The organism is Stenotrophomonas sp. HMSC10F06 (assembly GCF_001807865.1).
Taxonomy (GTDB): Bacteria; Pseudomonadota; Gammaproteobacteria; order Xanthomonadales; family Xanthomonadaceae; genus Stenotrophomonas; species Stenotrophomonas bentonitica_A.
Map to the genome: position 1 here is coordinate 12017 of NZ_KV791260.1, position 26185 is coordinate 38201.

26 protein-coding genes and 1 pseudogene are annotated in these 26185 nt (G+C 67.7%); 23 read left to right on the top strand and 4 right to left on the bottom strand.

Going from position 1 to position 26185, the window contains the following annotated elements; all coding sequences use genetic code 11:
- The first annotated feature begins 119 nt into the window (after positions 1–119).
- The 19 genes from HMPREF3113_RS04745 to HMPREF3113_RS04835 all read left to right on the top strand — a co-directional run bounded on the left by HMPREF3113_RS04745 (position 120) and on the right by HMPREF3113_RS04835 (position 19112).
- A complete protein-coding gene (locus tag HMPREF3113_RS04745) occupies positions 120–572 on the top strand; it encodes an SUF system Fe-S cluster assembly regulator (protein WP_026070170.1) in 453 nt (150 codons plus the stop codon).
- Positions 573–585: 13 nt separating this feature from the next.
- Entirely contained in the window at positions 586–2061 is a 1476-nt protein-coding gene (gene sufB, locus HMPREF3113_RS04750) for a Fe-S cluster assembly protein SufB (protein ID WP_019185671.1), read from the top strand.
- A complete protein-coding gene (locus HMPREF3113_RS04755) occupies positions 2058–2462 on the top strand; it encodes a lysozyme inhibitor LprI family protein (protein WP_070471095.1) in 405 nt (134 codons plus the stop codon). Before sufB ends, HMPREF3113_RS04755 begins: the two co-directional genes overlap by 4 nt.
- A 45-nt stretch (positions 2463–2507) precedes the next feature.
- Positions 2508–3272 carry a Fe-S cluster assembly ATPase SufC gene (sufC, locus tag HMPREF3113_RS04760; RefSeq protein ID WP_019185669.1) on the top strand — a complete coding sequence of 255 codons (765 nt, stop codon included), beginning with the start codon at positions 2508–2510 and terminating at the stop codon, positions 3270–3272.
- Positions 3272–4534: a Fe-S cluster assembly protein SufD gene (gene sufD, locus HMPREF3113_RS04765; protein WP_070471097.1), complete on the top strand. Its 1263-nt coding sequence runs from the start codon at positions 3272–3274 to the stop codon at positions 4532–4534. The genes sufC and sufD overlap by 1 nt, the downstream gene beginning before the upstream one ends.
- Positions 4531–5787 carry a cysteine desulfurase gene (locus tag HMPREF3113_RS04770; RefSeq protein WP_070471099.1) on the top strand — a complete coding sequence of 419 codons (1257 nt, stop codon included), beginning with the start codon at positions 4531–4533 and terminating at the stop codon, positions 5785–5787. Before sufD ends, HMPREF3113_RS04770 begins: the two co-directional genes overlap by 4 nt.
- 107 nt (positions 5788–5894) lie before the next feature.
- On the top strand, positions 5895–6431 hold the full coding sequence (locus tag HMPREF3113_RS04775; protein ID WP_019185666.1) for a GNAT family N-acetyltransferase: 537 nt from the start codon (positions 5895–5897) through the stop codon (positions 6429–6431).
- Positions 6428–6760, top strand: a complete 333-nt coding sequence (locus HMPREF3113_RS04780; protein ID WP_019185665.1) for a non-heme iron oxygenase ferredoxin subunit — start codon at positions 6428–6430, stop codon at positions 6758–6760. The genes HMPREF3113_RS04775 and HMPREF3113_RS04780 overlap by 4 nt, the downstream gene beginning before the upstream one ends.
- Positions 6761–6849: 89 nt before the next feature.
- On the top strand, positions 6850–7233 hold the full coding sequence (locus tag HMPREF3113_RS04785; RefSeq protein WP_083298720.1) for a hypothetical protein: 384 nt from the start codon (positions 6850–6852) through the stop codon (positions 7231–7233).
- A gap of 147 nt (positions 7234–7380) precedes the next feature.
- The gene (locus HMPREF3113_RS04790; RefSeq protein WP_070471101.1) at positions 7381–9663 is read left to right on the top strand and encodes a TonB-dependent receptor; all 2283 of its coding nucleotides are present in this window, start codon (positions 7381–7383) and stop codon (positions 9661–9663) included.
- A 49-nt stretch (positions 9664–9712) separates the two neighbouring features.
- Positions 9713–10402, top strand: a complete 690-nt coding sequence (locus HMPREF3113_RS04795; protein ID WP_070471103.1) for a Fe2+-dependent dioxygenase — start codon at positions 9713–9715, stop codon at positions 10400–10402.
- Positions 10395–11108: a tetratricopeptide repeat protein gene (locus HMPREF3113_RS04800; protein WP_070471105.1), complete on the top strand. Its 714-nt coding sequence runs from the start codon at positions 10395–10397 to the stop codon at positions 11106–11108. The genes HMPREF3113_RS04795 and HMPREF3113_RS04800 overlap by 8 nt, the downstream gene beginning before the upstream one ends.
- A 169-nt stretch (positions 11109–11277) precedes the next feature.
- On the top strand, positions 11278–11676 hold the full coding sequence (locus HMPREF3113_RS04805) for a hypothetical protein (RefSeq protein ID WP_070471107.1): 399 nt from the start codon (positions 11278–11280) through the stop codon (positions 11674–11676).
- A gap of 139 nt (positions 11677–11815) precedes the next feature.
- Entirely contained in the window at positions 11816–14239 is a 2424-nt protein-coding gene (locus tag HMPREF3113_RS04810) for a TonB-dependent receptor domain-containing protein (protein ID WP_070471109.1), read from the top strand.
- A 150-nt stretch (positions 14240–14389) separates the two neighbouring features.
- Positions 14390–15028: a PepSY-associated TM helix domain-containing protein gene (locus tag HMPREF3113_RS04815; RefSeq protein ID WP_070471111.1), complete on the top strand. Its 639-nt coding sequence runs from the start codon at positions 14390–14392 to the stop codon at positions 15026–15028.
- A gap of 22 nt (positions 15029–15050) precedes the next feature.
- On the top strand, positions 15051–15569 hold the full coding sequence (locus tag HMPREF3113_RS04820) for a DUF2271 domain-containing protein (protein WP_070426792.1): 519 nt from the start codon (positions 15051–15053) through the stop codon (positions 15567–15569).
- 25 nt (positions 15570–15594) lie between these two features.
- On the top strand, positions 15595–16401 hold the full coding sequence (locus tag HMPREF3113_RS04825; protein WP_070471114.1) for a DUF4198 domain-containing protein: 807 nt from the start codon (positions 15595–15597) through the stop codon (positions 16399–16401).
- A gap of 120 nt (positions 16402–16521) precedes the next feature.
- A complete protein-coding gene (locus HMPREF3113_RS04830; protein WP_070471116.1) occupies positions 16522–17502 on the top strand; it encodes an FAD:protein FMN transferase in 981 nt (326 codons plus the stop codon).
- Complete coding sequence (locus HMPREF3113_RS04835) at positions 17499–19112, top strand: sulfite reductase subunit alpha (RefSeq protein ID WP_070471119.1); 1614 nt, start codon at positions 17499–17501, stop codon at positions 19110–19112. The genes HMPREF3113_RS04830 and HMPREF3113_RS04835 overlap by 4 nt, the downstream gene beginning before the upstream one ends.
- Before the next feature lie 17 nt (positions 19113–19129).
- On the opposite strand, the gene HMPREF3113_RS04840 is transcribed toward HMPREF3113_RS04835, so the two are convergent.
- The 4 genes from HMPREF3113_RS04840 to HMPREF3113_RS04855 all read right to left on the bottom strand — a co-directional run bounded on the left by HMPREF3113_RS04840 (position 19130) and on the right by HMPREF3113_RS04855 (position 22258).
- A complete protein-coding gene (locus tag HMPREF3113_RS04840) occupies positions 19130–19741 on the bottom strand; it encodes a HutD/Ves family protein (protein ID WP_070471121.1) in 612 nt (203 codons plus the stop codon).
- Positions 19742–19777: 36 nt separating this feature from the next.
- Positions 19778–20485 carry a murein L,D-transpeptidase catalytic domain family protein gene (locus tag HMPREF3113_RS04845; RefSeq protein WP_070471124.1) on the bottom strand — a complete coding sequence of 236 codons (708 nt, stop codon included), beginning with the start codon at positions 20483–20485 and terminating at the stop codon, positions 19778–19780.
- 27 nt (positions 20486–20512) lie between these two features.
- Positions 20513–21574, bottom strand: a complete 1062-nt coding sequence (locus HMPREF3113_RS04850) for a L,D-transpeptidase (protein ID WP_070471126.1) — start codon at positions 21572–21574, stop codon at positions 20513–20515.
- A gap of 408 nt (positions 21575–21982) precedes the next feature.
- Positions 21983–22258: a ComEA family DNA-binding protein gene (locus HMPREF3113_RS04855; protein ID WP_046274067.1), complete on the bottom strand. Its 276-nt coding sequence runs from the start codon at positions 22256–22258 to the stop codon at positions 21983–21985.
- 253 nt (positions 22259–22511) lie between these two features.
- On the opposite strand from HMPREF3113_RS04855, the gene HMPREF3113_RS04860 reads away from it, so the two are divergent.
- The 4 genes and pseudogenes from HMPREF3113_RS04860 to murU all read left to right on the top strand — a co-directional run bounded on the left by HMPREF3113_RS04860 (position 22512) and on the right by murU (position 26122).
- On the top strand, positions 22512–24005 hold the full coding sequence (locus HMPREF3113_RS04860; protein ID WP_019185649.1) for a M20 family metallopeptidase: 1494 nt from the start codon (positions 22512–22514) through the stop codon (positions 24003–24005).
- A gap of 59 nt (positions 24006–24064) precedes the next feature.
- Positions 24065–24334, top strand: coding sequence for a GlsB/YeaQ/YmgE family stress response membrane protein (locus HMPREF3113_RS04865; RefSeq protein ID WP_070471129.1), 270 nt, complete (start codon positions 24065–24067; stop codon positions 24332–24334).
- 53 nt (positions 24335–24387) lie between these two features.
- Complete coding sequence (locus HMPREF3113_RS04870; protein WP_070471131.1) at positions 24388–25413, top strand: aminoglycoside phosphotransferase family protein; 1026 nt, start codon at positions 24388–24390, stop codon at positions 25411–25413.
- Positions 25410–26122 (top strand): annotated as a pseudogene (gene murU / locus HMPREF3113_RS04875) (N-acetylmuramate alpha-1-phosphate uridylyltransferase MurU). The gene HMPREF3113_RS04870 and the pseudogene murU overlap by 4 nt, the downstream one beginning before the upstream one ends.
- Positions 26123–26185: the final 63 nt, after the last annotated feature.

Below are 26185 nucleotides of genomic sequence, written 5' to 3' on the forward strand. Positions count from 1 at the left end.
CCAAAGCGATGCGGTTCAATACGCCTCAAAGGCCGCCCTGCGGGCGCCTGAACGGGCGGGTTGGATGCCGGCGGAGAAAAGCGTACAATTTCAGTCCGCTTTATGGTTCTGCCCCCACCATGCTCCGCGTCACCAAGCTTACCGATTACGCCACCGTCGTGCTGACCGTACTCGCCGCCCGCCCGGGCGAGGTGCTCAGTGCCACCGAACTGGCCGAGTTCGCCCGTCTGGAACCGCCGACCGTCAGCAAGCTGCTCAAGCCTCTGGCCCAGGCCGGGCTGGTGGAAGGCCTGCGCGGCGTGCGCGGCGGCTACCGGCTGACCCGCGCGGCGGACCAGATCACCCTGTTCGAGATCGTGGAAGCCATGGAAGGGCCGCTGGGCCTGACCGAGTGCGCCCACGACCACAGCCAGTGCGGCCGCGAGCTGCAGTGCGGCGCCCGCAGCAGCTGGCGGATGATCAACGACGTGGTGTCCGAAGCGCTGCGTGCGGTCACCCTGGCGCAGATCCTGCCCCCTCTTCCCCTTGTTGACGCCCACCGCCGCGCGATCGCGGCGGATGTCGTCTCCTGATCAGGCAGCCCCCATGGCCACCGATACCCTCGATACCGTCGCCACCGGCGATACCCCCAACCGCGAGATCCATGAGCAGCTCGGCCGCAAGTATTCGGCCGGCTTCATCACGGACATCGAATCGGACTCGTTGCCGCCCGGCCTGGACGAAGACACCATCCGTGCCCTGTCGGCCAAGAAGGACGAGCCGGAGTGGATGACGCAGTGGCGCCTGGACGCCTACCGCCACTTCCTGACCATGCCGATGCCGGACTGGGCCAAGCTGCAGATCGCACAGATCGACCTGCAGGCGCTGAGCTATTACTCCGCGCCGAAGGGCCCGAAGTACGCCTCGCTGGACGACGTGCCCAAGGAACTGCTGGACACCTACGACAAGCTCGGCGTGCCGCTGCATGAGCGCGCCAAGCTGGCCGGCGTGGCCGTGGATGCGGTGTTCGATTCGGTCTCCGTCGGCACCACGTTCCGCAAGGAACTGGCCGAGAAGGGTGTGATCTTCTGCTCCATGTCCGAAGCGATCAAGGAGCACCCGGCGCTGGTCAAACAGTACCTGGGCACCGTGGTGCCGGTCGGCGACAACTACTTCGCCGCGCTCAACTCGGCGGTGTTCTCCGATGGCAGCTTCGTGTTCATCCCCAAGGGCGTGCGTTGCCCGATGGAGCTGAGCACCTACTTCCGCATCAACGCCGGCCACACCGGCCAGTTCGAGCGCACGCTGATCATCTGCGAAGACAAGGCATACGTGTCCTACCTGGAAGGCTGCACCGCGCCGATGCGCGATGAGAACCAGCTGCACGCCGCAGTGGTCGAGCTGGTCGCGCTGGAAGATGCCGAGATCAAGTACTCCACGGTGCAGAACTGGTACCCGGGCGACGAGAACGGCGTGGGCGGCATCTACAACTTCGTCACCAAGCGTGCAGAGTGCCGTGGTGCGCGCAGCAAGGTCACCTGGACCCAGGTCGAGACCGGCTCGGCGATCACCTGGAAGTACCCGTCGTGCGTGCTGCTTGGCGATGATTCGGTCGGCGAGTTCCATTCCGTCGCGCTGACCCACCATCGCCAGCAGGCCGACACCGGCACCAAGATGATCCACATCGGCAAGCGCACCAAGAGCAAGATCGTCAGCAAGGGCATCAGCGCCGGCCACGGCCAGAACACCTATCGTGGCCTGGTCAAAGTCGATCGCGGCGCCGAAGGCGCGCGCAACTACACGCAGTGCGATTCGCTGCTGATCGGCAAGAAGTCCGGCGCGCATACCTTCCCCTACATCGAGGTGAAGAACCCCAGCGCGACGGTCGAGCACGAAGCGACCACCTCCAAGATCTCCGACGACCAGCTGTTCTATTGCCGCGCCCGCGGCATCGACCAGGAAAACGCGGTCTCGATGATCGTCGACGGCTTCTGCAAGCAGGTCTTCCGCGAGCTGCCGATGGAGTTCGCGGTGGAAGCCAAGAAGCTGCTGGAAGTCAGCCTGGAAGGCTCGGTCGGATGAAGAGCGTGCTGACCTTGGCCCTGCTGCTTGGGGCTGCGGCGCCGGCGTCTGCCGAATCGGCCTGCGATGACCTGAGCACGCAGATGCAGATGAATGAGTGCGCCAACGAAGGGTTCGAAGAAGCCGACGCCGCGTTGAACGCGGTGTATCGGCAGGTGGTGGGCAAGCTGGCCGGTGCACCGGTGGCGCTGGCCAACCTTAAAGCCGCCCAGCGCCTGTGGGTGCAGCTGCGCGATGCCGATCTGGAAGCGCAGTACCCGGTCGGCAAGGATGAAGACCCGCGCATGCTGTACGGCTCGATGTACCCGATGCTCTATTCCGGGGCCAAGACTGCATTGACTCAAACCCGCACCGATTACCTGCGCAACGAATTCCTCGAGCGCAGCGAATACGACCTCTGAGTCGCGCTGCCTCCAGTTCCCCTATCTGACAAGACGATTATCGACATGTTGAAGATCGACAACCTCCACGCACGCATCGGCGAAAAAGAGATTCTCAAGGGCCTCTCGCTCGACGTGAAGCCCGGCCAGGTGCACGCCATCATGGGCCCCAACGGCGCCGGCAAGTCCACCCTGGGCAATGTCCTGGCCGGCCGCGACGGCTATGACGTGAGCGAAGGCAGCGTGCAGTTCGAAGGCCGTGACCTGCTCGAGCTGGCGCCGGAAGAACGCGCCGCCGCCGGCCTGTTCCTGGCCTTCCAGTACCCGGTGGAAATCCCGGGCGTGAACAACACCTACTTCCTGCGCGCCGCGCTCAACGCCCAGCGCAAGGCGCGCGGCGAGGAAGAACTGGATTCGATGCAGTTCCTCAAGCTGGTGCGCCAGAAGCTGGCCGTGCTGCACCTGAAGGACGAACTGCTGCACCGCGGCGTCAACGAAGGCTTCTCCGGTGGCGAGAAGAAGCGCAACGAGATCTTCCAGCTGGCCGTGCTCGAGCCGAAGCTGGCGATCCTGGATGAAACCGACTCCGGCCTGGACATCGATGCGCTCAAGAGCGTGGCCGACGGCGTCAACGCGCTGCGTTCGCCGGACCGTTCCTTCATCGTGATCACCCATTACCAGCGCCTGCTCGACTACATCAAGCCGGACGTGGTGCACGTGCTGGCCGATGGCAGGATCGTGCAGAGCGGCGGCCCGGAACTGGCCCTGGAACTGGAAGCCCATGGCTACCACTTCCTGAAGGACCGCGTGGTGCCGGAGGCAGCGGTCTGATGAGCGCCCTGCTCGATTCCCTCGCCAGCGGCTTCTGCGGCAGCGATGCACGTCGCGCCGAGCTGGATGCCGCGCTGCAGGCCGGCCTGCCCGGCCCGCGTACCGAAGCCTGGAAATACACGTCGCTGCGCCAGCTGGAGCGTCGCAGCTTCCAGCCCGCCCCGCTCGCCCCGGCCGTGGTCGATGCCGCCCTGCTGGCCGACATCCCGTCGCCGCGGCTGGTGTTCGTCAATGGCCGCCCGTCCGGCGCGCTCAGCGATGTCGCGGCGGTGCCGGCCGGTGTGCAGCTGGCCACACTGTCCTCGGCGCTGGCCGCCGGCGATGAAGCCGCCCGTTTCCTTGGCCGTCGCTTCGAGCGCAGCGAGGAAGTATTCGCCCGTCTCAACGCTGCACTCGCCGATGAAGGCGTGCTGCTGCGCGTGGAAGAAGGCGTGCAGGTCGAGGCGCCGCTGCAGCTGGTCTTCATCAGCGTGTCCGGCGAGACCGATCTGTCCTGGCATCACCGCCACCTGATCGAACTGCGCAGCGGTGCCGCGCTGGGCCTGGTCGAGCATCACCTGCATGTCGGTGATGCCGCGCACCTGGACAACACCCTGGTGCACGTTCACCTCGCGCAGGATGCCGTGCTCTCGCACGCTCGCGTGCAGGCCGATGCCACCCGCGCCACCTCGCTGCTGCGCACCGACGCCGTGCTGGCCCGCAACGCGCAGTACCGCCGCGTGGACCTGGAGCTGGGTGCGGCGCTGAGCCGCCATGAGCTCAACGTCCGCCTGGAAGGCGACAACGCCCAGCTCACCGCCAACGGTGTGCTGCTCGGCAATGGCCGCCGCCATGTCGATACGCGCCTGGGCATCGAGCACATCGCACGCGATACCGCCTCGGAAATGGTCTGGCGTGGCGTGGCGGCCAACCGCAGCCGCGTGGTCTTCCACGGTGGCATCCACATCCGCGAAGGCGCCGATGGCACCGACGCCAACCTGTCCAACAAGAACCTGCTGCTCTCCGCCGATGCCGAGATCGATACGCAGCCCACGCTGGTGATCGATGCCGACGAAGTGAAGGCCGCCCACGGCGCCACGGTCGGCCAGCTCGATGCCAATGCGCTGTTCTACCTGCGCTCGCGCGGCCTGCCGGCCGAGCGCGCGCAGCAGCTGCTGAGCGCGGCGTTCTGCCATGAACCGCTGAACGCGCTCGACGCACGCCTGACCGAGCAGCTCACCGCCCAGCTCGACCGTGCGCTGGCCCTGGCGGGCGTAGCATGAACCTGTCCACGCCGCGCCCTGTCGCCGATACCGGCGCCGCACCCGACTGGGACCGCGTGCGCCTGGACTTCCCGCTGTTGATGCGCGAAGTGCACGGCAAACCGCTGGTGTACTTCGACAACGCCAACACCGGCCAGAAGCCGGTGCAGGTGATCGGCGCGGTGGACGAGTTCTACCGCCGCTACAACGCCAACGTCAGCCGCGCGGTGCATGCGCTCGGCACCGAAGCGACCGATGCTTACGAAGGCGCACGCAACAAGCTGGCGCGCTTCCTCAACGTGCGCGCGAACGAACTGGTGCTGTGCAGTGGCACCACCTTCGCGATCAATCTGGTCGCGTATTCGTGGGCGTTGCCGCGGCTCAAGGCCGGTGATGTCATCCTCGTCTCGCGCATGGAGCACCATGCCAACATCGTGCCGTGGCAGCTGGTCGCCCAGCGCACGGGCGCGACAATCCGCGTGGCCGAGATCACCCCGGAGGGCGCATTGGACCTGGACGCGCTGCGCGCGGCGATGACCCCCGAGGTCAAGCTGCTCGCCGTCGCCCATGTCTCCAACGTGCTGGGCACGGTCAACCCGGTCCGCGAAATCTGCCGCGAGGCCCGCAAGCGCGGCATCATCACCGTGGTGGACGGCTCGCAGGCCGTGCCGCACCGCAAGGTCGACATCCCCGCGATCGGCTGCGACTTCTATGCCATCACCGGCCACAAGATGTGTGGTCCGACCGGCACCGGCGCCCTGTGGGCCAGGCGCGAACACCTTGATGCCATGCCGCCGTTCCTCGGCGGGGGCGAGATGATCAAGGAAGTGAGCTTCGAAGGCACCGTGTTCAACGACGCCCCGCACAAGTTCGAAGCCGGCACCCCGAACATCGCCGGCTTCATCGGCCTCGGCGTGGCGGTGGATTACCTCGAGTCGCTGGGCCTGGATCACGTGGAAGCCCGCGAAGGCGAGCTGCTGGCGCACTTCACCGAAGAGCTGAACAGGATCGACGGCCTGCGCATCTTCGGCACCACGCCGGACAAGGCGGCGGTGGTCTCCTTCCTGGTGGACGGCGCGCACTCGCACGATCTGGCCACCCTGCTCGACCTGGAAGGCGTCGCGGTCCGCTCGGGCCAGCACTGCGCGCACCCGCTGCTGCAGTACTACGGCGTCGCCGCCACCTGCCGTGCCTCGCTGGCGTTCTACAACACCCATGAGGAAATCGAGCGCTTCATCGTGGCGCTCAACAAGGTGCGCAAGCTGCTGGGCTGAGCCCGCGCCAGACTGCGCCCCACTCGAACGCCGTGGCCTGCCACGGCGTTTTTCATTGCGCGCCCCGCACATTTCCGTAGCGCTTCCTGCGGGCCTAAAATGGCGCCATGAGCACCCTGACCTTCCGCGCGGCCACTGCCGCCGACATCCCCGCCCTGATCGCCCTGGTCACTTCCGCCTACCGTGGCGATGCCAGCCGGGCCGGCTGGACCACCGAGGCCGACCTGCTGGACGGCGCCCGCATCGATGCCGACGGCCTGCAGGCCGACCTCGCCAAGCCACGCTCGACCATCCTGCTGGCCGAGCGCGATGGCCAGCTGCTGGCCTGCGCGCACGTGGCCGATGACCACGGCAAGGGCTACTTCGGCATGTTCTCGGTCGACCCGTCCCAGCAGGGCGGCGGCATCGGCAAGCAGCTGATGCTGGCCGCCGAGGCCCACGCGGCGCGCGAGTGGGGCGTGCCGGTCATGCAGATGACGGTGATCGACGTCCGCGACGAGCTGATCGCCTTCTACGAGCGCCGCGGCTACCAGCGCACCGGCATCAAGAAGCCCTTCCCGTATGGGGATGAACGTTTCGGCATCCCCAAGCGCGACGATCTGCGCTTCGAGATCCTGGAAAAGCCGCTGGCGGTGCCGGCATGAGCGAGACCTGGACCTTCGTCTGCGCCAGCGCCGAGCTGCTGCCCGGCGAGATGAAGAGCACCTTCGACGAAGTGACCGGGACGCCGATCGTGGTGTTCAACCTGGACGGGGAACTGTACGCACTCGAAGACCAGTGCACCCACGATGAGTTCGAGCTGTCGTCGGGCACCTTCGATACCGGCGAGGGCAGCATCGAGTGCGTCCTGCACGGGGCCCGTTTCGACGTGCGTGACGGCGCTGCCCTCTGCGCGCCGGCCTATTCGCCAGTGGCGAAGTTCCCGGTCAAGCGGGAACACGACGCCGTCTGGGCCCGCGACGACCGCGACTGATCCGGCCTGAACGCGGGCGTTTTGAAAACGCGAATTGTTCCTATTACCATAGGCGTTGCGGTCACTTGGCCGCTCCTGCCCGGTAAGCCGTGTCCGCCAACCGCTCCGCCCTTGGTCTCGCCGCCCTGTGGGCCACGTTCTGCGTGGTGCTGCTGGCCTGCGGCTGGCTGACGGCCGGCGGCGCCGGTACCGCCGGTCCGGCGGCGGCGGCGCACACCGCGGGCCTGCTGAGCGCCGACAGCGCGCGCCAGGCATCGGCGCCGTCCACGCCTGCACCGGAGCTTCCTGCCGAGCCGACCCTGGCGGCGGAGACCGGTGCCGACCCCGAGCCCAGCGCGCCGGCAGTACTGGCCCAGCTGCGCCGCACGCCCTGGGTCGCCGTCGTCCCGCTGTGGCCGTCCGACGCGCTGCGCTGGCAGCGGCTGGAACCTTCGCTGCGGCTCAACCCCGGCCACGCCCCGCCCCACGCCTGATTCCGGCGGCGACGCTGCGCGTCCCTGCCCGCCCACGCCCGCGCCATCGCGCCGCCGTCGGCCGTCTGCCCGTTTTCCCCACCTGCCTCCGCTCCGCCGTGACCGCCACACGCTGTCCGGCCTTCGTCCGTCCTGCCAGGAATCACCATGACCGTCCGCCCGACCCCGTTGTCGTCCGCCCTGCTGCTGGCCATCGCCGCCCCCGCCATCGCCCATGCCGAGGCCGACGCTGCCGATCCGCAGCGGGCCACCGAACTGGACGGCGTCGATGTCCACGGCGAGCGCGTGCGCGCGCAATCGTCCAAATTCACCGCGCCGCTGCTGGATACGCCCAAGTCGGTCAGCGTGATCTCCCAGCAGGTGATCGAACAGACCGCCGCCACCACACTGCTCGATGCACTGCGCACCGTGCCGGGCATCACCTTCGGCGCAGGCGAAGGCGGCAACCCGACCGGTGACCGTCCCTTCATCCGCGGCTTCGATTCGGCCTCGGACATCTACGTCGACGGCATCCGCGACGCCGGCAGCCAGACCCGTGAAGTGTTCGCCATCGAGCAGATCGACGTGGTCAAAGGCCCGAGCTCGGCCTACTCCGGCCGCGGTTCAGCCGGCGGCACCATCAGCCTGGTCAGCAAGACGCCCAAGCTGGAGAACTTCGTGGCCGGCAGCCTGGCCGCCGGCACGGACAGCTACTACCGCGGCACGCTCGATGCCAACCAGGTGATCGGCGACGGCATCGCCGCGCGCGTGAACATCATGAAGCACGAGGCCGACGTGGCCGGCCGTGACGAAGTCAACAGCAGCCGCTGGGGCATCGCGCCGTCGCTGGCGTTCGGTCTGAACGGCCCGACCCAGGCGGTGATCAGCCATTACCACATGGAAACCGACGACCTGCCCGATGCCGGCGGCTTCCCGTACAACAACCCGTTCACCAGCGGCCCCAACCTGGCGCTCAATGGCGACGGCAGCCCGATCGTGACCAACCGCGACGCGTTCTACGGCCTGGTCGACCGCGATTTCCAGAAGACCAAGGCGGACATCACCACCTTGAACCTGTCGCATGATTTCGGCGGCATCGTCCTGCGCAACATCACCCGCTACGGGGACACCAGCAACGATTACCTGTGGACCCAGCCGGACGACAGCAAGGGCAATCCGAACCTGTTCGGCACTGTCTGGCGCCGCACCAACGCGCGCGCCACGCAGACCGACAGCTTCGTCAACCAGACCAGCGTTACCGGTGAGCTGGAGACCGGCCCGCTGCGCCACAGTTTCAACGCCGGCGTGGAATACAGCAGCGAAAAGACCGTGCGCGGCACCTACGCGATCGCCGATGTGCGCCGCCCCAATGGCCAGACCACCGCAGGCACCAACAACCCGCTGACCGGCAACCAGAGCTGCCCGACCACCGGCGCGGCCACCGGCTACAACTGCACCGACCTCACCAACCCCAACCCGAACGATCCGTGGTCGGCCACGCATACCGTCACCCGCAGCGACCCGGCCCGCGACGTGCGTCAGACCACCCGCACCAAGTCGGCCTATGTGTTCGACACGATCAGCTTCAGCGAGCAGTGGATGCTGAACCTGGGCGCGCGCTTCGACGACTACAACACGCATCAGTTCAACCCGACGGCCGCGGCCAACCTGCAGCACCTGCGCAACGACACCTCGTTCTGGAACGGCCAGGCCGGCCTGGTGTTCAAGCCGGTCGCCAACGGCAGCATCTACCTGTCCTGGGGCACCTCCTCCACCCCGGTCGGCGTGGACGGCGGTGATGGCGCCGACGGCATCAGCGCGACCATCCAGGACCTCAAGCCGCAGCGCAGCCGCAACATCGAGCTGGGCACCAAGTGGGATCTGTTCGATGCCCGCCTGTCGCTGACCGGTGCGATCTTCCAGACCGAGATGAGCAACGCGCGCGTGACCAGCGATGCGGGCACCACGCAGAACGCCGGCACCAAGAAGGTCAAGGGCGCCGAACTCGGCTTCAGCGGCACGATCGTGGAGGGGTGGCAGGTCTTCGGTGGCTACACCTACCTGGATGCCGTGGTCGAGGACAACGGCTTTGCGCTGGTCAACGGCGTCTACGTGCCCTCGCCGTTCAACGGCAACGCGTTCCCCAACACCGCCAAGCACAGCGCCAGCCTGTGGACCACCTGGGCGCCGTCGTTCGTGCCGGGCCTGAGCGTGGGCGCCGGTGCCAACTACGTGGACAAGGTCTACGGCAACGTCAACAACACCAAGTGGGTGCCGTCCTACACCCGTTGGGATGCGATGGTCGGTTACGCCTTCAGCGAGCGCTACAACCTGCAGTTGAACGTGCAGAACCTGACCAACAAAACCTACTTCACCAAGGCGTACGCTTCGCACTACGCCGCCATCGCGCCGGGTCGTTCGGCAACGCTGGCCTTCAATTTCAAGTTCTAAGCGATACGCCCCCTCCCGCGCGCCCGTGCGGGAGGGGCTGGAGCCCGCCATGCTGCTGCACATCCCCGACGTCCTCACCGCCGAGCAGGTCACCCAGGCCCGCCAGCAGCTGGCCACGGCCGGCTGGACCGACGGCCGCCTGACGGCGGGCTACCAGTCCGCGCAGGCCAAGCACAACCTGCAGTTGCCCGACTCCGATCCGGCCGCGCGTGCGGTCGGCTCGGCCATCCTCGATGCGCTGGGCCGCAACAGCACCTTCTTCTCGGCCGCACTGCCGCGTCGCATCTTCCCGCCGCTGTTCAACTGCTATCAGCCGGGGCAGACCTTCGGGTTCCATGTCGACAACGCGGTGCGATACGACTTCACCGTGCCGGGCCAACCGCAGCCGATCCGTACCGACCTGTCAGCCACGTTGTTCCTGAGCGATCCGGACGAATACGAGGGCGGCGAGCTGGTGATCGAAGACACCTACGGCAACCAGCGGGTCAAACTGCCGGCCGGCCACATGGTGCTGTACCCCGGCACCAGCCTGCACCAGGTCACCCCGGTCACCGCGGGCACGCGGCTGGCCTCGTTCTTCTGGATCCAGAGCATGCTGCGCGATGACGGCCAGCGGCGCCTGATGTGGGATCTGGATGTGTCGATCCGCCGGCTCACCCATGACCACCCCGAACACCCTGCGCTGGTGAACCTCACCGGCGTGTATCACAACCTGCTGCGGCAGTGGGCCGATGTCTGAGGCCGCCTCCCCTGCACTGGACGTGGCGGCGCTGGCCGACCAGCTGCGGCACGATCCGGCCGCCGCACTCGCCACGCTGGAGGCTACCGCCCAGCGCGGCGATCCACAGGCGCAGTTCCTGCTCGGCCAGGCCCGCATGGAAGGCCGCGGTATCGCGGCTGATGCGGCCGCGGCCGTGCTCTGGTTCGAGCGCGCCGCCAACGGTGGCCTGGCCATCGCGATGAACATGCTCGGCCGTTGCCACGAACTCGGCACCGGCACCCCGATCAACCCGGCGCTGGCGGCGGTCTGGTACCGCAAGGCGGCCCATGCCGAGCTGGACTGGGGTCTGTACAACCTGGCCAACCTGCTGGCTACCGGGCGAGGCGTGGCCCGCGACGAAGAGGCCGCGTTCGCGTTGTACCTGCGCGCCGCACGGCTTGGCCATGCCAAATCGATGAATCTGGTCGGCCGTTGTCTGGAGGACGGTATCGGGGTCGACGCCGATCCGGCAGCGGCACCGGCCTGGTACCTGCGTTCGGCCGAGGCCGGCGACTTCCGTGGCCAGGCGAGCCACGCCTCCCTGTTGCTCGCCGCCGGCGACGTAGACGGTGCGGCGCAGTGGCTGCGCCGCGCACTCGCCCACGGCAGCCCGTCGTTTCTGGCCCACGTGCGGCCCACATTGGCGGCCTCGCCACATCCCACGATCCGGGGGCTGGTCGCCTGATACCGGGCTCTGCCTCCTCTCGCGGCGGCAACCATTAATCATTCTCATTTGCGTCCGCTAACGAATCTCACCTACAATCCCGCCGCGTTGCCGGTCGGCTGATCGACTGGCCGCTGCACAGGGGCTCGTCTTGCGCCATCCACACCGCCATCGCAGCTTTGCTCCCGCCATGCGCGGGCGTCAGCACGCGTTGTCGACCGTGCTGGCGTGGCTGGGCCTGCTGTCGCTGCTGCTGGCCGGCCTGCCGGTACTGGAGCGCGTTGCCCCGGGCAGCACCGTGATGGTCCTGCAGATGCCGATGGACGAGCGTCCTGCCGGCGGCGGTGAGACCACCGCGCAGGAAGAAGCCCCGGCCAAGCCGCGCCGTGTCGCCAGCGCGCGCCCTGCCCCGACGCCACCGACGCAGCCGTCGCTGCCACCGGTCGTGGAATCGTTGGACTCGCTGATGGCCACGTTGGTGGCACAGCCGCCGCGGGTGCTGCCGGCCATTGATTCGGCACCGGCCACGCCGCTGCCCGCTGCACCCGGTCTGCGCGTCCAGCGCGGCCAGGCCCCACCGCAGGGCTGAATCCGGCCGCCGGCGGCGCCATCGCGCCTGCCCCGTTTGTGTGTGTTCTGCCCGTTCCGGGCCTTCCTGATGCCTGCGCGTGCTGCCGCCCTGCGGCCTGCCACGTCGCCTCCGTTTTTTCCTTGCCGAGGTTACCCCCATGGCCCAGCGCCATCGTCGTCGCATGTCCCTGTCCCGCTGCACCCTGTCCATCGCCCTGCTCGGTGCGCTGAGCACCCCGGCCTTCGCCAACGGCGAGGCCGCCGGTCCGACCACGCTGGACAAGGTGGTCGTCACCGCCGCCGGCTTCGAGCAGAAGATCGCCGATGCCCCGGCCAGCATCAGCGTGATCAGCCGCGAAGAGCTGAGCAAGCGCCCGTACACCAGCTTGGTGGATGCGCTGCGCGACGTGGAAGGCATCGATGTGGGCATGGAGCCGACCGACAAGAACGGCCGCGCCACCATCTCCATGCGGGGCATGCCCTCGGATTACACCCTGGTGCTGATCGACGGTCGCCGCCAGAGCAATGCCGGCAACCTGTACCCGAACAACTTCGGTGGTGGCCAGTTCTCGTACATGCCGCCGCTGGACGCGATCGAACGCATCGAGGTGGTGCGCGGCCCGATGTCCACGCTGTACGGCTCCGATGCGATGGGCGGGGTGATCAACATCATCACCCGCCGCAACCAGACCGAATGGCATGGCGCGGTCACCCAGGGCTTCACCCTGCAGCAGGACGATCAGTTCGGTGATGCACGCAGCACCGATGTCTACCTCAGCGGCCCCCTGATCAAGGACCGCCTGGGCCTGTCGGTGCGCGGCAGCTATTACGACGCCAAAGCCTCCAACCCGGAATGGGATGACCTCCAGCTGCCGGACGGCACGATGTGGTCGCGCAGCATCGGCTTCGGTGGCGGCGGCAAGGCCGTGGCCAACACCAACTGGAACACCGGCCTGCGCCTGAACTTCATCGTCAATGACGACCACGAGCTGTGGCTGGACTACGACGTGTCGCGCCAGAAGTACGACAACAGCGAAGGCCAGACCGGCACCCTGGACAGCCTGGCCAGCCTGTGGCGCGTGGGCAATGCGACGATCCGCAACCCGAACGGTCCGGGCAACATCACCCGCCGCGTGGTGCAGCCGCGCGTGGGCTACACCGCCTACCAGCGCTATGAGCGCGACCAGCTGGCGCTGACCCACCAGGGCCGCTATGAGTTCGGCACCTGGCAGACCACGCTGACCCACATCACCAGCAACAACCTCGGCCGCTCGCTGCCGCTGACGCTGGATGAGCGCGCCGATCTGCAGGGGCTGTGGAACGACGTCTGCCGCCGCACCGGCGCCGCCGCCAACTGCGCGGCGGGTGCACGCAACGGGCTGGGCGCGCTCAACGCCGCCGAACTGGCGCGCCTGCAGGCCTTCCTGCCGCGCCCGCTGCGCACGATGGAGCTGGAGGGCAACGTGCTGGACACCATGCTCGATCTCACCTTCGGCGCGCACAAGCTCACCGTGGGCGGCCAGTACAACGACACCGACATGGTCGATGGCGTGTTCGGCATGGACGGCAACGGCTACAAGAACAACGTCAAGCAGCAGCACCGCATGTGGGCGCTGTTCGCCGAGGACAACTGGTCGCTGACCGATACCCTGACCGCCACGGTCGGCGTGCGCTATGACGATCACAACATCTTCGGCAGTCACGTCAGCCCGCGCGCCTACCTGGTGTGGAATGCCAACGATGCCTGGAGCGTCAAGGGCGGCATCAGCACCGGCTACAAGACGCCGCGTCCGGACCAGCTGTTCCCCGGCATCGTCGGCTTCGGCGGCCAAGGCGTCACCCCGCTGGTCGGCTCGCCCGACCTCAAGCCGGAAACCAGCACCAACTATGAGATCGCCACGTATTACCAAGGCGATCGCTGGGGCTTCAACCTCACCGGCTTCCTCAACAAGTTCGACGACAAGATCGCCAGCGGCGGCACCTTCGCCAACTGCGAAGTCGCCCCGAACGATGGCAGCTACTGCGTGGACATCGGCCCGGGCTGGGCCGAGCTGGGCTACAGCACCTTCGGGCAGAGCGTGAACATCGACAAGGCCGAAACCCGCGGCGTCGAGGCGGCGGCCCAGGTCGATCTGCTGGACAACCTGCAGCTGCGCGGCAACTACACCTGGACCAAGAGCGAGCAGACCAGCGGCATCGGCAAGGGCCTGCCGATCACCGGCAACCCGGCCAGACACATGGCCAATGCCAGCCTGAACTGGCAGATCAGCGAGGCGGTGAGCCTGTCGCTGATCGGCGAAGGCCGCTACGACCGCTACCGCGACACGCTGGTCAGCAATGTCGGCGGCGTCAGCAGCTCGCAGACCCGCTACTACGAGGACTACACGATCTTCCACCTCGGCGGCAGCTGGGACATCAACAACTGGCTGACCGTCAACGCGCGGGTCAACAACCTGTTCGACAAGGACTTCGTCTCGCAGTCCTGCGTGCTGATCAGCGACAGCGAGTTCAGCTGCGTGGACGATTACTCCACCAAGGACCAGCGTCGCAGCTACTGGATCTCATTGAACGCCAAGTTCTGAGGCACACCGCGGCGACGTCCTGAGTGACGTCGCCGCTGGCCTTGACCTCGGGCAGCGCGCCGGCGACGGAACGCTGCCTTCTTTTTTCACAAATTGCGAACCATTCTCATCAATGGTGTAATTCGCCCCTCAGTACTCTGTCTCCCGACCGTGGCCACCAGCGCTCCTTCTTCCAGCGTGCAACAACAACGCCGCGGCTTCTGGCTGCGCACGCTGCACCAGTGGCACTGGATCAGCTCGGCGGTGTGCCTGATCGGCATGCTGCTGTTCGCCGCGACCGGCATCACCTTGAACCACGCCTCCAGGATCGAAGCCACGCCGGAGGTGGTCAGCCGCCAGCTGGAGCTGCCTGCCGACCTGCTCGGCAAGCTTGGCGACCGCGCCGATGGCAAGGCACCGATCCCCCGCGCGGCCAGCCGCTGGCTGGATGCGCAGCTCGGCATCTCGATCGGGCGCCGCCCGGCCGAATGGTCCGACGGCGAAATCTATCTCTCCATGCCCAGCCCCGGCGCGGATGCCTGGCTGAGCATCGACCGCGAAACGGGCGACGTGGAGTACGAATCCACCGCGCGCGGTTGGGTGTCCTATTTCAATGATCTGCACAAAGGGCGCAATGCCGGGCCAGCCTGGGGCTGGTTCCTGGATATCTTCGCCGTGGCCTGCCTGGTGTTCTGCATCACCGGCCTGTTCCTGCTGCACCTGCATGCCCGCCAGCGCCGCATGACCTGGCCGCTGGTCGGCCTGGGCCTGCTGATCCCGCTGCTGATCGCCCTGATCCTCATCCACTGACCTTTCTTTCCGGAGCCGCACCATGCGCGTCACCCTGACCATCGCCCTGAGCGGCCTGCTGGCCACCTCGCCGGCCTATGCCACCACCCTGGACATCAATGTCGAGGTGCCCAAGCTCAACGTGGCCGAGTATCACCGCCCGTATGTGGCCGTGTGGCTGGAAGGCGCCGACCAGAAGGTCGCCGCCAACCTGTCGGTCTGGTATCAGCAGACCGGCAACGCCGAAGGCCATGGCACCAAGTGGTTGCCCGACCTGCGCCAGTGGTGGCGCAAGAGCGGCCGCACGCTGGAGGTGCCGGTGGACGGCGTGACCGGCCCGACCCGTCCGGTCGGCAAGCACGCGCTGTCGTTCAACGACAAGCAGCCCGCGCTCAAGGCGCTGGCACCGGGCAACTACACCCTCGTGGTGGAAGCGGTGCGCGAAGTCGGCGGACGCGAACTGCTCAAGATCCCCTTCACCTGGCCGGTCACGTCCGCACAGTCGGGCAAGGCCCAGGGCGCGACCGAACTCGGTCTGGTCACCCTGACCGCCAAGCCCTGATCCCTCATCCACCTGGAGTTTTTCGATGAAGCGCACGCTCGTCCTCGCCGCCGCCATGGCCGCCGCACTTCCGTTCTCCGCCCTGGCCCACAAGGCCTGGCTGCAGCCCTCGCAGACCGTGATCGCGGGTACCAACCCGTGGATCACCGTCGATGCGGCTGTTTCCAACGACCTGTTCTACTTCAACCATGTGCCGCTGCGCCTAAACAACCTGGTCATCACCGCGCCGGACGGCAGCACCGTGCAGCCGCAGAACGCGGCGACCGGCAAGTTCCGCAGCGTGTTCGATGTCGAACTGACCCAGCAGGGCACCTACCGCCTGGCCACGATCAACAATGGGCTGTCGGCCAGCTGGGAAGAAGACGGCAAGCCCAAGCGCTGGCGCGGCACCCCTGCCACCTTCGCCACCGAGGTACCGAAGAACGCGAAGAACCTGCAGGTCTCGCAGTCGGTCGGTCGCGTGGAAACCTTCGTCACCAATGGCACCCCGAACGACACCGCGCTCAAGCCGACCAACCAGGGCATCGAGATGATCGCGCTGGCCCACCCGAACGATCTGGTCGCCGGTGAAGCCGCACGCTTCCGCGTGCTGGTCGACGGCAAGCCGGCCGCCGGCCTGGACTTCGAGATCACCCGCGGCGGCACCCGGTACCGCAACGCACAGGAAGAGATCAAGGTCAGTACCGATGCCAAGGGCGAGTTCGCCGTGACCTGGCCGGAAGCGGGCATGTACTGGCTGGAAACCGGCACCGAGGACAGCAAGACCTCGATCAAGGAAGCCAAGAAGCGTCGCCTGAGCTACGTGGCCACGCTGGAAGTGCTGCCGGAGTAACGGCATCCGGCGTGCGTTGCGCGCGCCGTCCTCCCCACCCGCCCCCGCCGACCTGACGGGGGCTTTTCACCCGACGCATTCCGGCCATCGGGCTTACCAAGGCCCGACCTGCCCACCCCCATGACCAACCCGGATTTCGACATCGCCCGCCTCGGTGGCCACACCATGGGCACCACCTGGCAGGTAAAACTGGCCGTGGCGCGCACCCGCGACCTGCACCCGTTGCATGCCGGCATCCAGGCGCAGTTGGATGCCATCGTGGCGCAGATGAGCACGTGGGAAGCCGACAGCGATATCGCGCGCTTCAACCGTGCCTCCGCCGGTGAATGGCAGGTGCTGCCGCCGTTGTTCGATACGGTGATGCAGTGTGCGCTGAAGATCGCGCAGCGCAGCGGCGGCGCCTTCGATCCCACCGTAGGCCCGCTGGTGGCGCTGTGGGGGTTCGGGGCGCAGGCGCAGGCCCGGCGGATTCCCGATGCCGACACGCTGGCGGCAACGCGCGCGCGCTGTGGCTGGGAACGCCTGCAGTGGCAGCCCGGTCGCCTGCTGCAACCCGGCGGACTGGCACTGGATCTGTCGGCGATCGCCAAGGGCTTTGGTGTCGATCAGGTCAGTGCGTGGCTGCGCCAGAACGGGGTACACGCCGCACTGGTGGAGGTCGGCGGCGAGCTGCACGGGTTTGGTCACAAGCCCGATGGCCAGCCGTGGCGCGTGCTGGTGGAATCGGCACCGGAGGAAGACGCGCAGGCCACCTATCCGCCGCGCGTGCTGGCACTGACGGACCGCGCAGTCGCCACCTCCGGTGATCGCTGGCACCACTTCGAGCAGGGCGGCGAGCAGTTCAGCCACACGCTGGATCCGCGCATCGGTGCGCCGGTCACGCGCGCTGCGGCGGCCGTCACCGTGGTTGCCGACAGCGCCATGCAGGCCGACGCCTGGGCCACGGCGCTGACCGTGATGGGCAGGGACGAGGGCATGGCATTTGCGCGCACCCATGCGCTGGCCGCACGCTTTGTCGGCCGTGGCGCGCACGGTAGCGAGGAATCCATGAGTCCTGCATTCGAGCAGTTGCTTGCCGACGACCGCGTGGGCGCGGCATGAGCCTGCGCCCATCGCGTGCGTGGCTGGGCAACCTGATGGTGATGGTGCTGCTGGGCGTCATTGCCTGGGCGCTGCTGCGCCTGCATCTGGGCGACGCCTGGTGGCCAGCCGCACCGTTGGCCGCGCATTGGCGCTGGGCAGCGGGGAGCCTGGTGCTCTATGCCGCGTTCTGCACCCTGATCTGGTGGCGTGGACGACCCCGGCAGGCGCGGGTGGCCGACAACGGGCCCGCACCGATCCTGCTGGTCTGGGCCAGCCAGACCGGCTTCGCACAGCAGCTGTGCGACCGCAGCGCAGAGGCATTGCGCGCTGCCGGGCTGCCAGTGCGCATCCGTGCGCTGCATGCGGTGACGGCCGAGCTTCTGCAGCGCAGCGCACAGGTGCTGTTCGTGGTCAGCACCACCGGCGAGGGCGATGCTCCGGATCATGCCCTGCCCTTCCTGCGCAAGGTGATGCCGCAGGCGCCCGCACTGCCCCACCTGCAGTACGGCGTGCTGGCCCTGGGCGATCGCAGCTATGGCCATTTCTGCGCCTTCGGCCACCAGCTCGACGCATGGCTGCGCCAGCGTGGTGCCCACCCGCTGTTCGATACGGTTGAAGTGGACAATGCCGATCCCGGTGCGCTGCGCCACTGGCAGCAGCTGCTCGGCCAGCTTGGCGGCGAAGCCACCGAGCTGCCGGACTGGACGCCGGCCGAGTATCTGCCCTGGCAACTGCAGGCGCGGCATCTGGAAAATCCGGGCAGCCCGGGGGCACCGACCTACCGGATCACCCTGGTGCCTGCCGATGGCACCCTGCCGGTCTGGCAGGCCGGCGACGTGGTCGAGATCGGGCCGCAGCATGCACCGGCGGACGTCGAAGCCTGGCTGCGCAAGACGCCGTGGGCGGGCGACACGTTCATCGATGGGCAGACGCTGCGTGCGCATCTTTCGCGCGCGCATCTGCCCGGTGCTGAGGAGATGGCGGCGCTTGCCGACCCAGATGCCGTGGTCGCCGCGTTGCGTCCCCTGCCTCACCGGGAATACTCCATCGCCACCCTGCCCGCCGAAGGCCAGGTGCAACTGCTGCTGCGCCGCCAGCTGCGGCCCGATGGCACGCCGGGCCTGGGCAGCGGCTGGCTGTGCGATCACGCTGCGCTCGGTGGGCGCATCGATCTGCGCTTCCGCAGCAACCCGAACTTCCATGGTGTGGCGGCGGCAACGCCGTTGATCCTGATCGGCAACGGCACCGGCATCGCCGGCCTGCGCGCGCACCTGCGCGAGCGGATCAGCGCCGGCGCGCGCCGCAACTGGCTGCTGTTCGGCGAGCGTACGGCCGCGCACGATTTCTTCTTCGGCGACGACCTGCGCGCCTGGAAGCGCGACGGCTGGATCGCACGGCTGGATACGGTGTTCAGTCGCGACGGTGGTGAGCATCACTACGTGCAGGACCGGCTGCAGGCGCAGATCCACATGCTGCAGCAGTGGGTGCACGACGGTGCCACGATCCTGGTCTGCGGCAGCCTGCAGGGCATGGCGCCCGCGGTGGATGCGGTGATCGAGCAGGCGCTGGGCCGCGACGGCAAAGAAGCGCTGATCGTGGCCGGACGCTACCGGCGCGACGTGTACTGAGGAGTGCCTGCAGGCCCTCAGGCGTTGCGGCCCACCGCACTGACGCGGATCGCCAACAACTCCCCGCCGCCGTGCAACGCAAAGCGGCGGCGCTCGCCGGCAGCCAACCAGGCGGTATCACCGGCGGCCAGCGGTGCCAACAACGGCTCCCCTTCAAATTCGGCCTGGCCGGCCAGCAGATGGATCGCCCACGCCGCCTCGGGTTCGGTGAAAAAGAACATGCTGCCGACCAATGGCCGATGCAGCAGCTCGGCCTGGACCGCATCGCGCCGCCACATCAGATTGAAATCGTGGGTCACCCCGTCGACCAGTTCGCCGGTCACCTGCGCTTCGCCGGCAAACCGCAGCCGGTCGTGCGGCGGCATCAGCGTGTGCAGCGCGCCATCGTCGAAACGCAAGCGCAGGCCCTCGCCACGCAGCAGCACCAGTTCGCGCTCGATGCCCGGAAACGCCGAGAACGCGGCGTCCTGCTCGATCTCGGCGATCGACAGGCGCACCTGCCAATCGTCGTTGTCGGGCACGCGCAGGATTTCGCGGGTCCAGCCCAGGCCATTGCGCCAGCGTTCGCGGCGGTACTCGAAAGCGGGAATGACGCGGCTGACCGCGCTCAGGACGGTATCGGTGGACATGGCCCTAGTGTGCCTGAGCCGAGGTGGGCAGTCCTGTCAGGACATACCGCCGCAATCGGGTTCCAGCAGCCGCGAACGCGCCAGCCAGTCCTTGTCCGGGTAGTACGCGAACACCATCGTGCCGCCGCGCAGGCTGTCGATCAGCGGCCGCGCCACCGACAACCGCACCGCCGGGCAGCCCAGGCTGCGGCCCAGGCGCCCCTGCAGCCGTGCGATCGCCGGGTTCACGTACGGCGCGCCATGGATGACGATCGCGCGGTCGCGGGCATGGTCGTTGAAGCCGGGTTCCAGCCCTTCCAGCCGCAGCGAGTAGCCGTTGCCGCCCATATAGGTTTCCTTGGCCGTGAACGCGCCCAGGCTGGACATGAAGCTGCCGTCCTTGTTGGAGAAATGCTGGGTGCGGTTGTCACCGCTGTTGCGCCCATGCGCAACCCACTCCTCGAACAGCAGCCGCTGGCTGGTCAGATCGAAAATCCACATGCGCGGTTCGGTCGACGGCCGCGAGTAATCGATCACGCTCAACTTACCCGGGTCGACGCCGAGCTCCGGCCGGCGCAACGCACAGCGCATCGCGCGCGCCGCCAGCTGCAGAACGTGCTTGTCCGCCGCAGGGGCGGCCTTGGCCAGCATCTCGGCCATCTGCACCGGGCTGCCGGTCGGCGCCGGCGCAGGGCTGGCCGCGCCCGCCGTGGTGGACGCGATCAGGCCACAGAACGCAGCAGGCAGCAATTTCACAACGGGCATGGGCAGCTCACCAGGCGGAGGCAACCCTTACAAAGTGGACCCACCGGCGTCGGATTCCAAGACAGGCTGCAGGTTCTGTTCATCGGCCACCGGGTGTACCGCCGGCAGGCTGGTCACCAGCAGCGTGGTGCCGGGCACCAGCACGCTGTAAAGCTGTTCGGCGAATTCCGGCGGCAGCGCCATCGGCAGGCTCGGCGTGGCGAGCAGGTCCGGGGTCGCATTGGCGGCGGTCTGGCCCAGCAGCGGATACGCGGTCCAGCGGTGCAGCGGACGATGCGGGTCCAGCGGGCTGGGGTTGTCCTGGTAGCCCTGGCCCATCACGAACAGGGTGGTCCCCTCGAAGGCCGGCAGCGCCTTGGCTTCCAGCCGCGACTCGCCGATCAGCACGCCATCGCGCAGCACGTACAGGCGCTGGTCGTGCAGGCTGACCAGGATGCCGACCTGGCCGGCCGGTGCGGCCGCATCGTTCCAGTAGTGCGCGGGTGCGTCGGTGCTCTCCACCAGCGGCTTGCCGGTGCTGCTGACCGGGGCCAGCACGGCCGGATAGGCCAGCGTCATCGGCGCGCTCTTGGCATCGGCCACCACCACGGTATCGCCGCGATGGGTCTCGCCGAACAGCTTCTGCGCGAACGCCTGCGGCAACCGCACGCAGCCGTGCGAGGCCGGATGCCCGGGCAGGCTGCCGCCGTGCAGCGCGATGCCGTCCCAGGTCAGGCGCTGCATGTACGGCATCGGGGCGCTGTTGTACAGGTTGGATTTGTGGTCCTTGTCCTTCTGCAGGATCGTGAACACACCGGTCGGGGTTTCGTGCCCGGCCTTGCCCGAGCTGATCGTGCTCATGCCGATCGCGATGCCGTTGCGGTACACGTAAGCGCGCTGCTCATCGAGGCTGACCACCAGCACGATCGGGCCGGACGGGGAGATCTCCGGATGCCAGAGGAACTCGCCGGGCTTGAGATCGGTGGGGCCGCGCGGGGCCTCGGTCGTCCTGCTGGCCGTCGGCGCAGTGTTGGCGGCCGTGGCGGGAAGCATCCCGGTCGCCAACAGCGTTCCGAGCGCCAGACTCAACAGCGTGCTGCGTACTGCCATGTCGTGCATCCATTCGAAGAGATGCCGCCACGCTACACGAAGTGCCGCCATGCGTTCGCGAAAACCACGGGCGGCCACGCGTCGTATTTCGTTCGCCCCAAACAGTAATTGCCCGGCCACACCTCCGTGTGCAGACCGGGCAATCGATACATCCTTGTCGGCATCCCGCCTTCCCCCTGTGCGTCCTGCGCAGTCTGGGTGCCGGCCATGCTCCGTGCACTCGGCCGTATATGCTTCCGCCATCTCAGCCCTTCCCGGGGTCTGGATGCCACCGTCCTGGTGGGTCCGCGCCGCTCCTTCCGCGCCGCCTCCGTGCGTGCCGCCTCCCTGCAGCGGTCGGTGCCACCGCGGCATCCTGCCGTGGCAGCCAGTGACCGGCATCCTGCCCGTCCCGACGTGTCCTGTTGTTCAGCGCCTTGGTACGGTGGCCGGCGCTGCCCTCCTGGGCGGTGCCTGGACCGGCGCCTGCCTGGCCCCGGTGGTCATCCGTTGTCGATTCCGTTCGACGGTAGCTGTCCCTATCCCCTTCACCCGCGCCAGATCCTCGACGCGTTCAAAAGGGCCGTGTTGTCGCCGGTATGCGACGATCGCTTCGGCCTTCATCGGGCCCACGTTCGCCAATCCCTGCTGCAGCGTCGACGCATCCGCCGTATTGATGTTGATCCGGTCGGCCGCGAAGGCCATTCCGCTCAACAGCAGTCCCAGCACCAGCGCCCTGCACGAAAACCAAGGTCCCACTGTGTAGCTCCTTGTGGCTCGGAACCGGCCCCTGCCGGCAATCCTGTCGAAGGTTCCAGCGTCCCTCGCCACATACACACAGCCTATCGTCCACGGCGCCTTCACACAGCAGGCCTAACACCCGACGTGATGTAGGGAAATACCTACCCCAGCGCAGGCGTAGAATGGACGGACTTGTCAAAAGCACTCCGGAGTTCAGATGGACAGCGCCAAGCTCGGCCAATTCGTCAGTGAAAAGTGGGACAACGAGATCGTCCCGCAATTGGTCGATTACATCCGTATCCCCAACAAATCGCCGATGTTCGACGCCGATTGGGTCGCCAACGGCTACATGGAACAGGCCGTCACCCTGATGGAAACCTGGGCCAAGGCCCAGAACCTGCCCGGCCTGACCGTCGAGGTCGTGCGCCTGGAAGGCCGCACCCCGCTGCTGCTGCTGGAAATCCCGGCCTCCGGCGCCGAGACCGGCGACGACACCATCCTGCTGTACGGCCATCTGGACAAGCAGCCGGAAATGACCGGCTGGGACGATGACCTGGGCCCGTGGATCCCGGTGCTGCGCGGCGACAAGCTGTACGGCCGCGGCGGCGCCGATGACGGCTACGCGATGTTCGGTTCGCTGGCCGCCGTGCTGGCGCTGCAGGAACAGGGCCTGCCGCACGCGCGCTGCGTGATCCTGATCGAAGCCTGCGAAGAATCCGGCAGCTACGACCTGCCCGCCTACGTTGATCACCTGGCCGAGCGCATCGGCAAGCCGTCGCTGGTGGTGTGCCTGGATTCGGGCTGCGCCAACTACGACCAGCTGTGGTGCACCACCTCGCTGCGCGGCCTGACCGGCGGCAACTTCTCGGTCAAGGTGCTCAACGAAGGCGTGCATTCCGGCGATGCCTCCGGCGTGATCCCGTCCAGCTTCCGCCTGCTGCGCCAGCTGATCTCGCGCATCGAGGACGAGAACACCGGCCGCATCCTGATCGACGGCATGAATGTAGAGATCCCGGCCGAGCGCCAGGAACAGGCCAAGCGCGCCGCTGAAGTGGTGGACACCGCCATCTTCGAGAAATTCCCGATGGTCGACGGCCTGCGCCCGATGAACGATGACCTGGCCGAACTGGTGCTCAACCGCACCTGGCGCCCGGCGCTGTCGGTCACCGGTGTGGACGGCCTGCCGCCGCTGGCCTCGGCCGGCAACGTGCTGCGCCCGCATACCGCGGTGAAGCTGTCGCTGCGCCTGCCCCCGACCGCCGACGGCAAGGCCTGCGGCGAGCTGCTCAAGGAAGCGCTGCTGCGCGATCCGCCGAACGGCGCCGAAGTGAAGCTGGACCTGGAGAAGGCCTCCAGCGGCTGGAACGCCCCGGCCATGGCGCCGTGGCTGACCCAGGCGATCGACGATGCCAGCCAGACCTTCTTCGGCAAGCCGGCGATGTACATGGGCGAAGGCGGCTCGATCCCGTTCATGGGCATGCTCGGCGAGAAGTTCCCGGGCGCGCAGTTCATGATCACCGGCGTGCTCGGCCCGCACTCCAACGCACACGGCCCGAACGAGTTCCTGCACATCCCGATGGGCAAGCGCGTGACCTCGTGCGTGTCCAAGGTGATCAGCGAGCATTACGCGGCCAGCCTGCGTGGCGAGACCAGCGGTTCGCCGGTCGCCGCCGACAGCGGTACCCGTCACGGCGGCCACGGCTGCTGCTGACGTTGGCGGACGCAGCCCGGCCTTGCTAGGCTGCGTCCACCTCTACTGACGCATTTGGCATGAACGGACTGTTTGGCAGCACCAGCTGGCTCTACATCATCCTGGTCGGCTTCGTCGTCGGTCTGCTCGGGCGTTTCTTCATGCCGGGCAACAACCGCATGGGCTGCCTGCTGACCATCGTGCTCGGCATCGTCGGCGCCCTGCTGGCCGGCTGGTTCGGCCAGTACATGGGCTGGTATGCCCGCGGCGAGCCGGCCGGTTTCATCGGCGCGACCCTGGGTGCGGTCGCGGTCCTGGCCGTGCTGCGGTTGTTCAGCAGCAAGCGCTGAGCATCGCCCTTTCTTCCCGCGCGCCGTCCGGCGCCGCTTCGACGTACCCGTCCATGAACGATCCCGCTTCCGATCCGCTGCGCGCCGAACACCGCCGGCAGTGGACCTGTGCCGCCCTCGGCGACCCGGCCACTGCGCTTGACCGTGCGTCGGTCGATGCCGGTTTCCGCAGCTACTGGCGCGCCACCAGCGCGCGCGGCAGCCACATCGTGATGGACTCCCCGCCCGGGCTGGAGGACGTGCGCCCGTGGCTGCGCATGCACGACCTGCTCGAGCCCAACGGCGTGCGCGTGCCGCAGGTCCTGGCGCGCGATGAGGACAACGGTTTCCTGCTGCTGGAAGACCTGGGCGGCCCGACCCTGGCGCGCCATATCGACAATGACAACGCCGATGCCTGGTTCGATGCCGCCTTCGCGCAGCTGATCCGGCTGCAGTCGATCCCCGTGCCGGAGGGCATGGGCAGCTTCGGCGAGGCGCTGCTGCAGCGTGATGCCGGGCTGTTCGACGAATGGTTCCTGCAACGTCACCTCGGCCTGGCACTGGACGGCGGCGAGATCGAGCACCTGCAGCGCATGCACCGCCTGCTGATGGACAACGCCCTGCAGCAGCCGCAGGTGCTGACCCACCGCGATTTCATGCCGCGCAACCTGATGCCGATCGACGGCGGGCCGGCCGTGCTGGATTTCCAGGATCTGGTGCGCGGGCCGATCGCCTACGACCCGGTCAGCCTGTTCAAGGATGCGTTCCTGAGCTGGCCGATCGAACGCGTGGACGCGTGGTTGGCGCGCTATCACGCGCTCGCCCTGGCCGCCGGCCTGCCGGTGCGGCCGTGGCCGCAGTTCCTGCGCGACGCCGACTGGATGGGCGTGCAGCGCCACCTGAAGATTCTCGGCCTGTTCGTGCGCCTGCGCGACCGCGACGGCAAGGGTCACTACTTCGAGGATGCACCCCGTTTCATCCGCTATCTGGATGAAGTGCTGCCGCGCCATCCCGAGCTGGCCCCACTGCACGACCTGTTCGAGCTGCGCATCAAACCGGCCCTGGCCCGCATCGCCGAACCGGTGCAGGCGCGCCCATGAAGGCCATGATCTTCTCGGCCGGCAAGGGCGAGCGCATGCGCCCGCTGACCCTGCACACGCCCAAGCCACTGCTGGTGGCCGGGGGCAAGCCGCTGATCGTGTGGCACCTGGAACGGCTCGCTGCCGCCGGCATCGATGAGGTGGTGATCAACACCGCCTGGCTGGGTGACCAGTTCGCACCCGCCTGGGCGACGGTGCGCGCTGGGGGCTGCGCCTGCACTTCATCGATGAGGGCGCCGTGCCGCTGGAAACCGGTGGCGGCATCCTCAATGCCCTGCCGATTCTCGGCGAGGCACCGTTCTTGGTGATCAACGGCGATGTGTGGACGGATATGGAGGTCGCCACGTTGCCGCGCACGCCTGCCGGCGATGCGCATCTGGTGCTGGTCGACAATCCCGCGCAGCACCCGCGCGGTGATTTCATCCTGCACGCCAATGGTCGCGTCAGTGATGACGGCGACAGCGCGCGGCTCACCTATGCCGGTATCGGCGTGTACCGCCCGGCGATCCTCGACGGCTGGCGGGCGGTGATCGGCGACACCACCGGGGCCGGCGCGACACCGCCGCAGTTCAGCCTCGTCCCCCTCCTGCGCCACGCGATGGCGCAGGGCCGTGTGACCGGCCAGCACCATCGCGGCCGATGGACCGACGTAGGCACGCCGGAGCGTCTGGCGCAGCTGGACGCCCAGTTGCAATCCCCGCACGGATAAAACACCGCGCCCCCCCTTTGGGCGACCCGGAGGTAGAGCCGACCGTTGGTCGGCTGCTCTCCG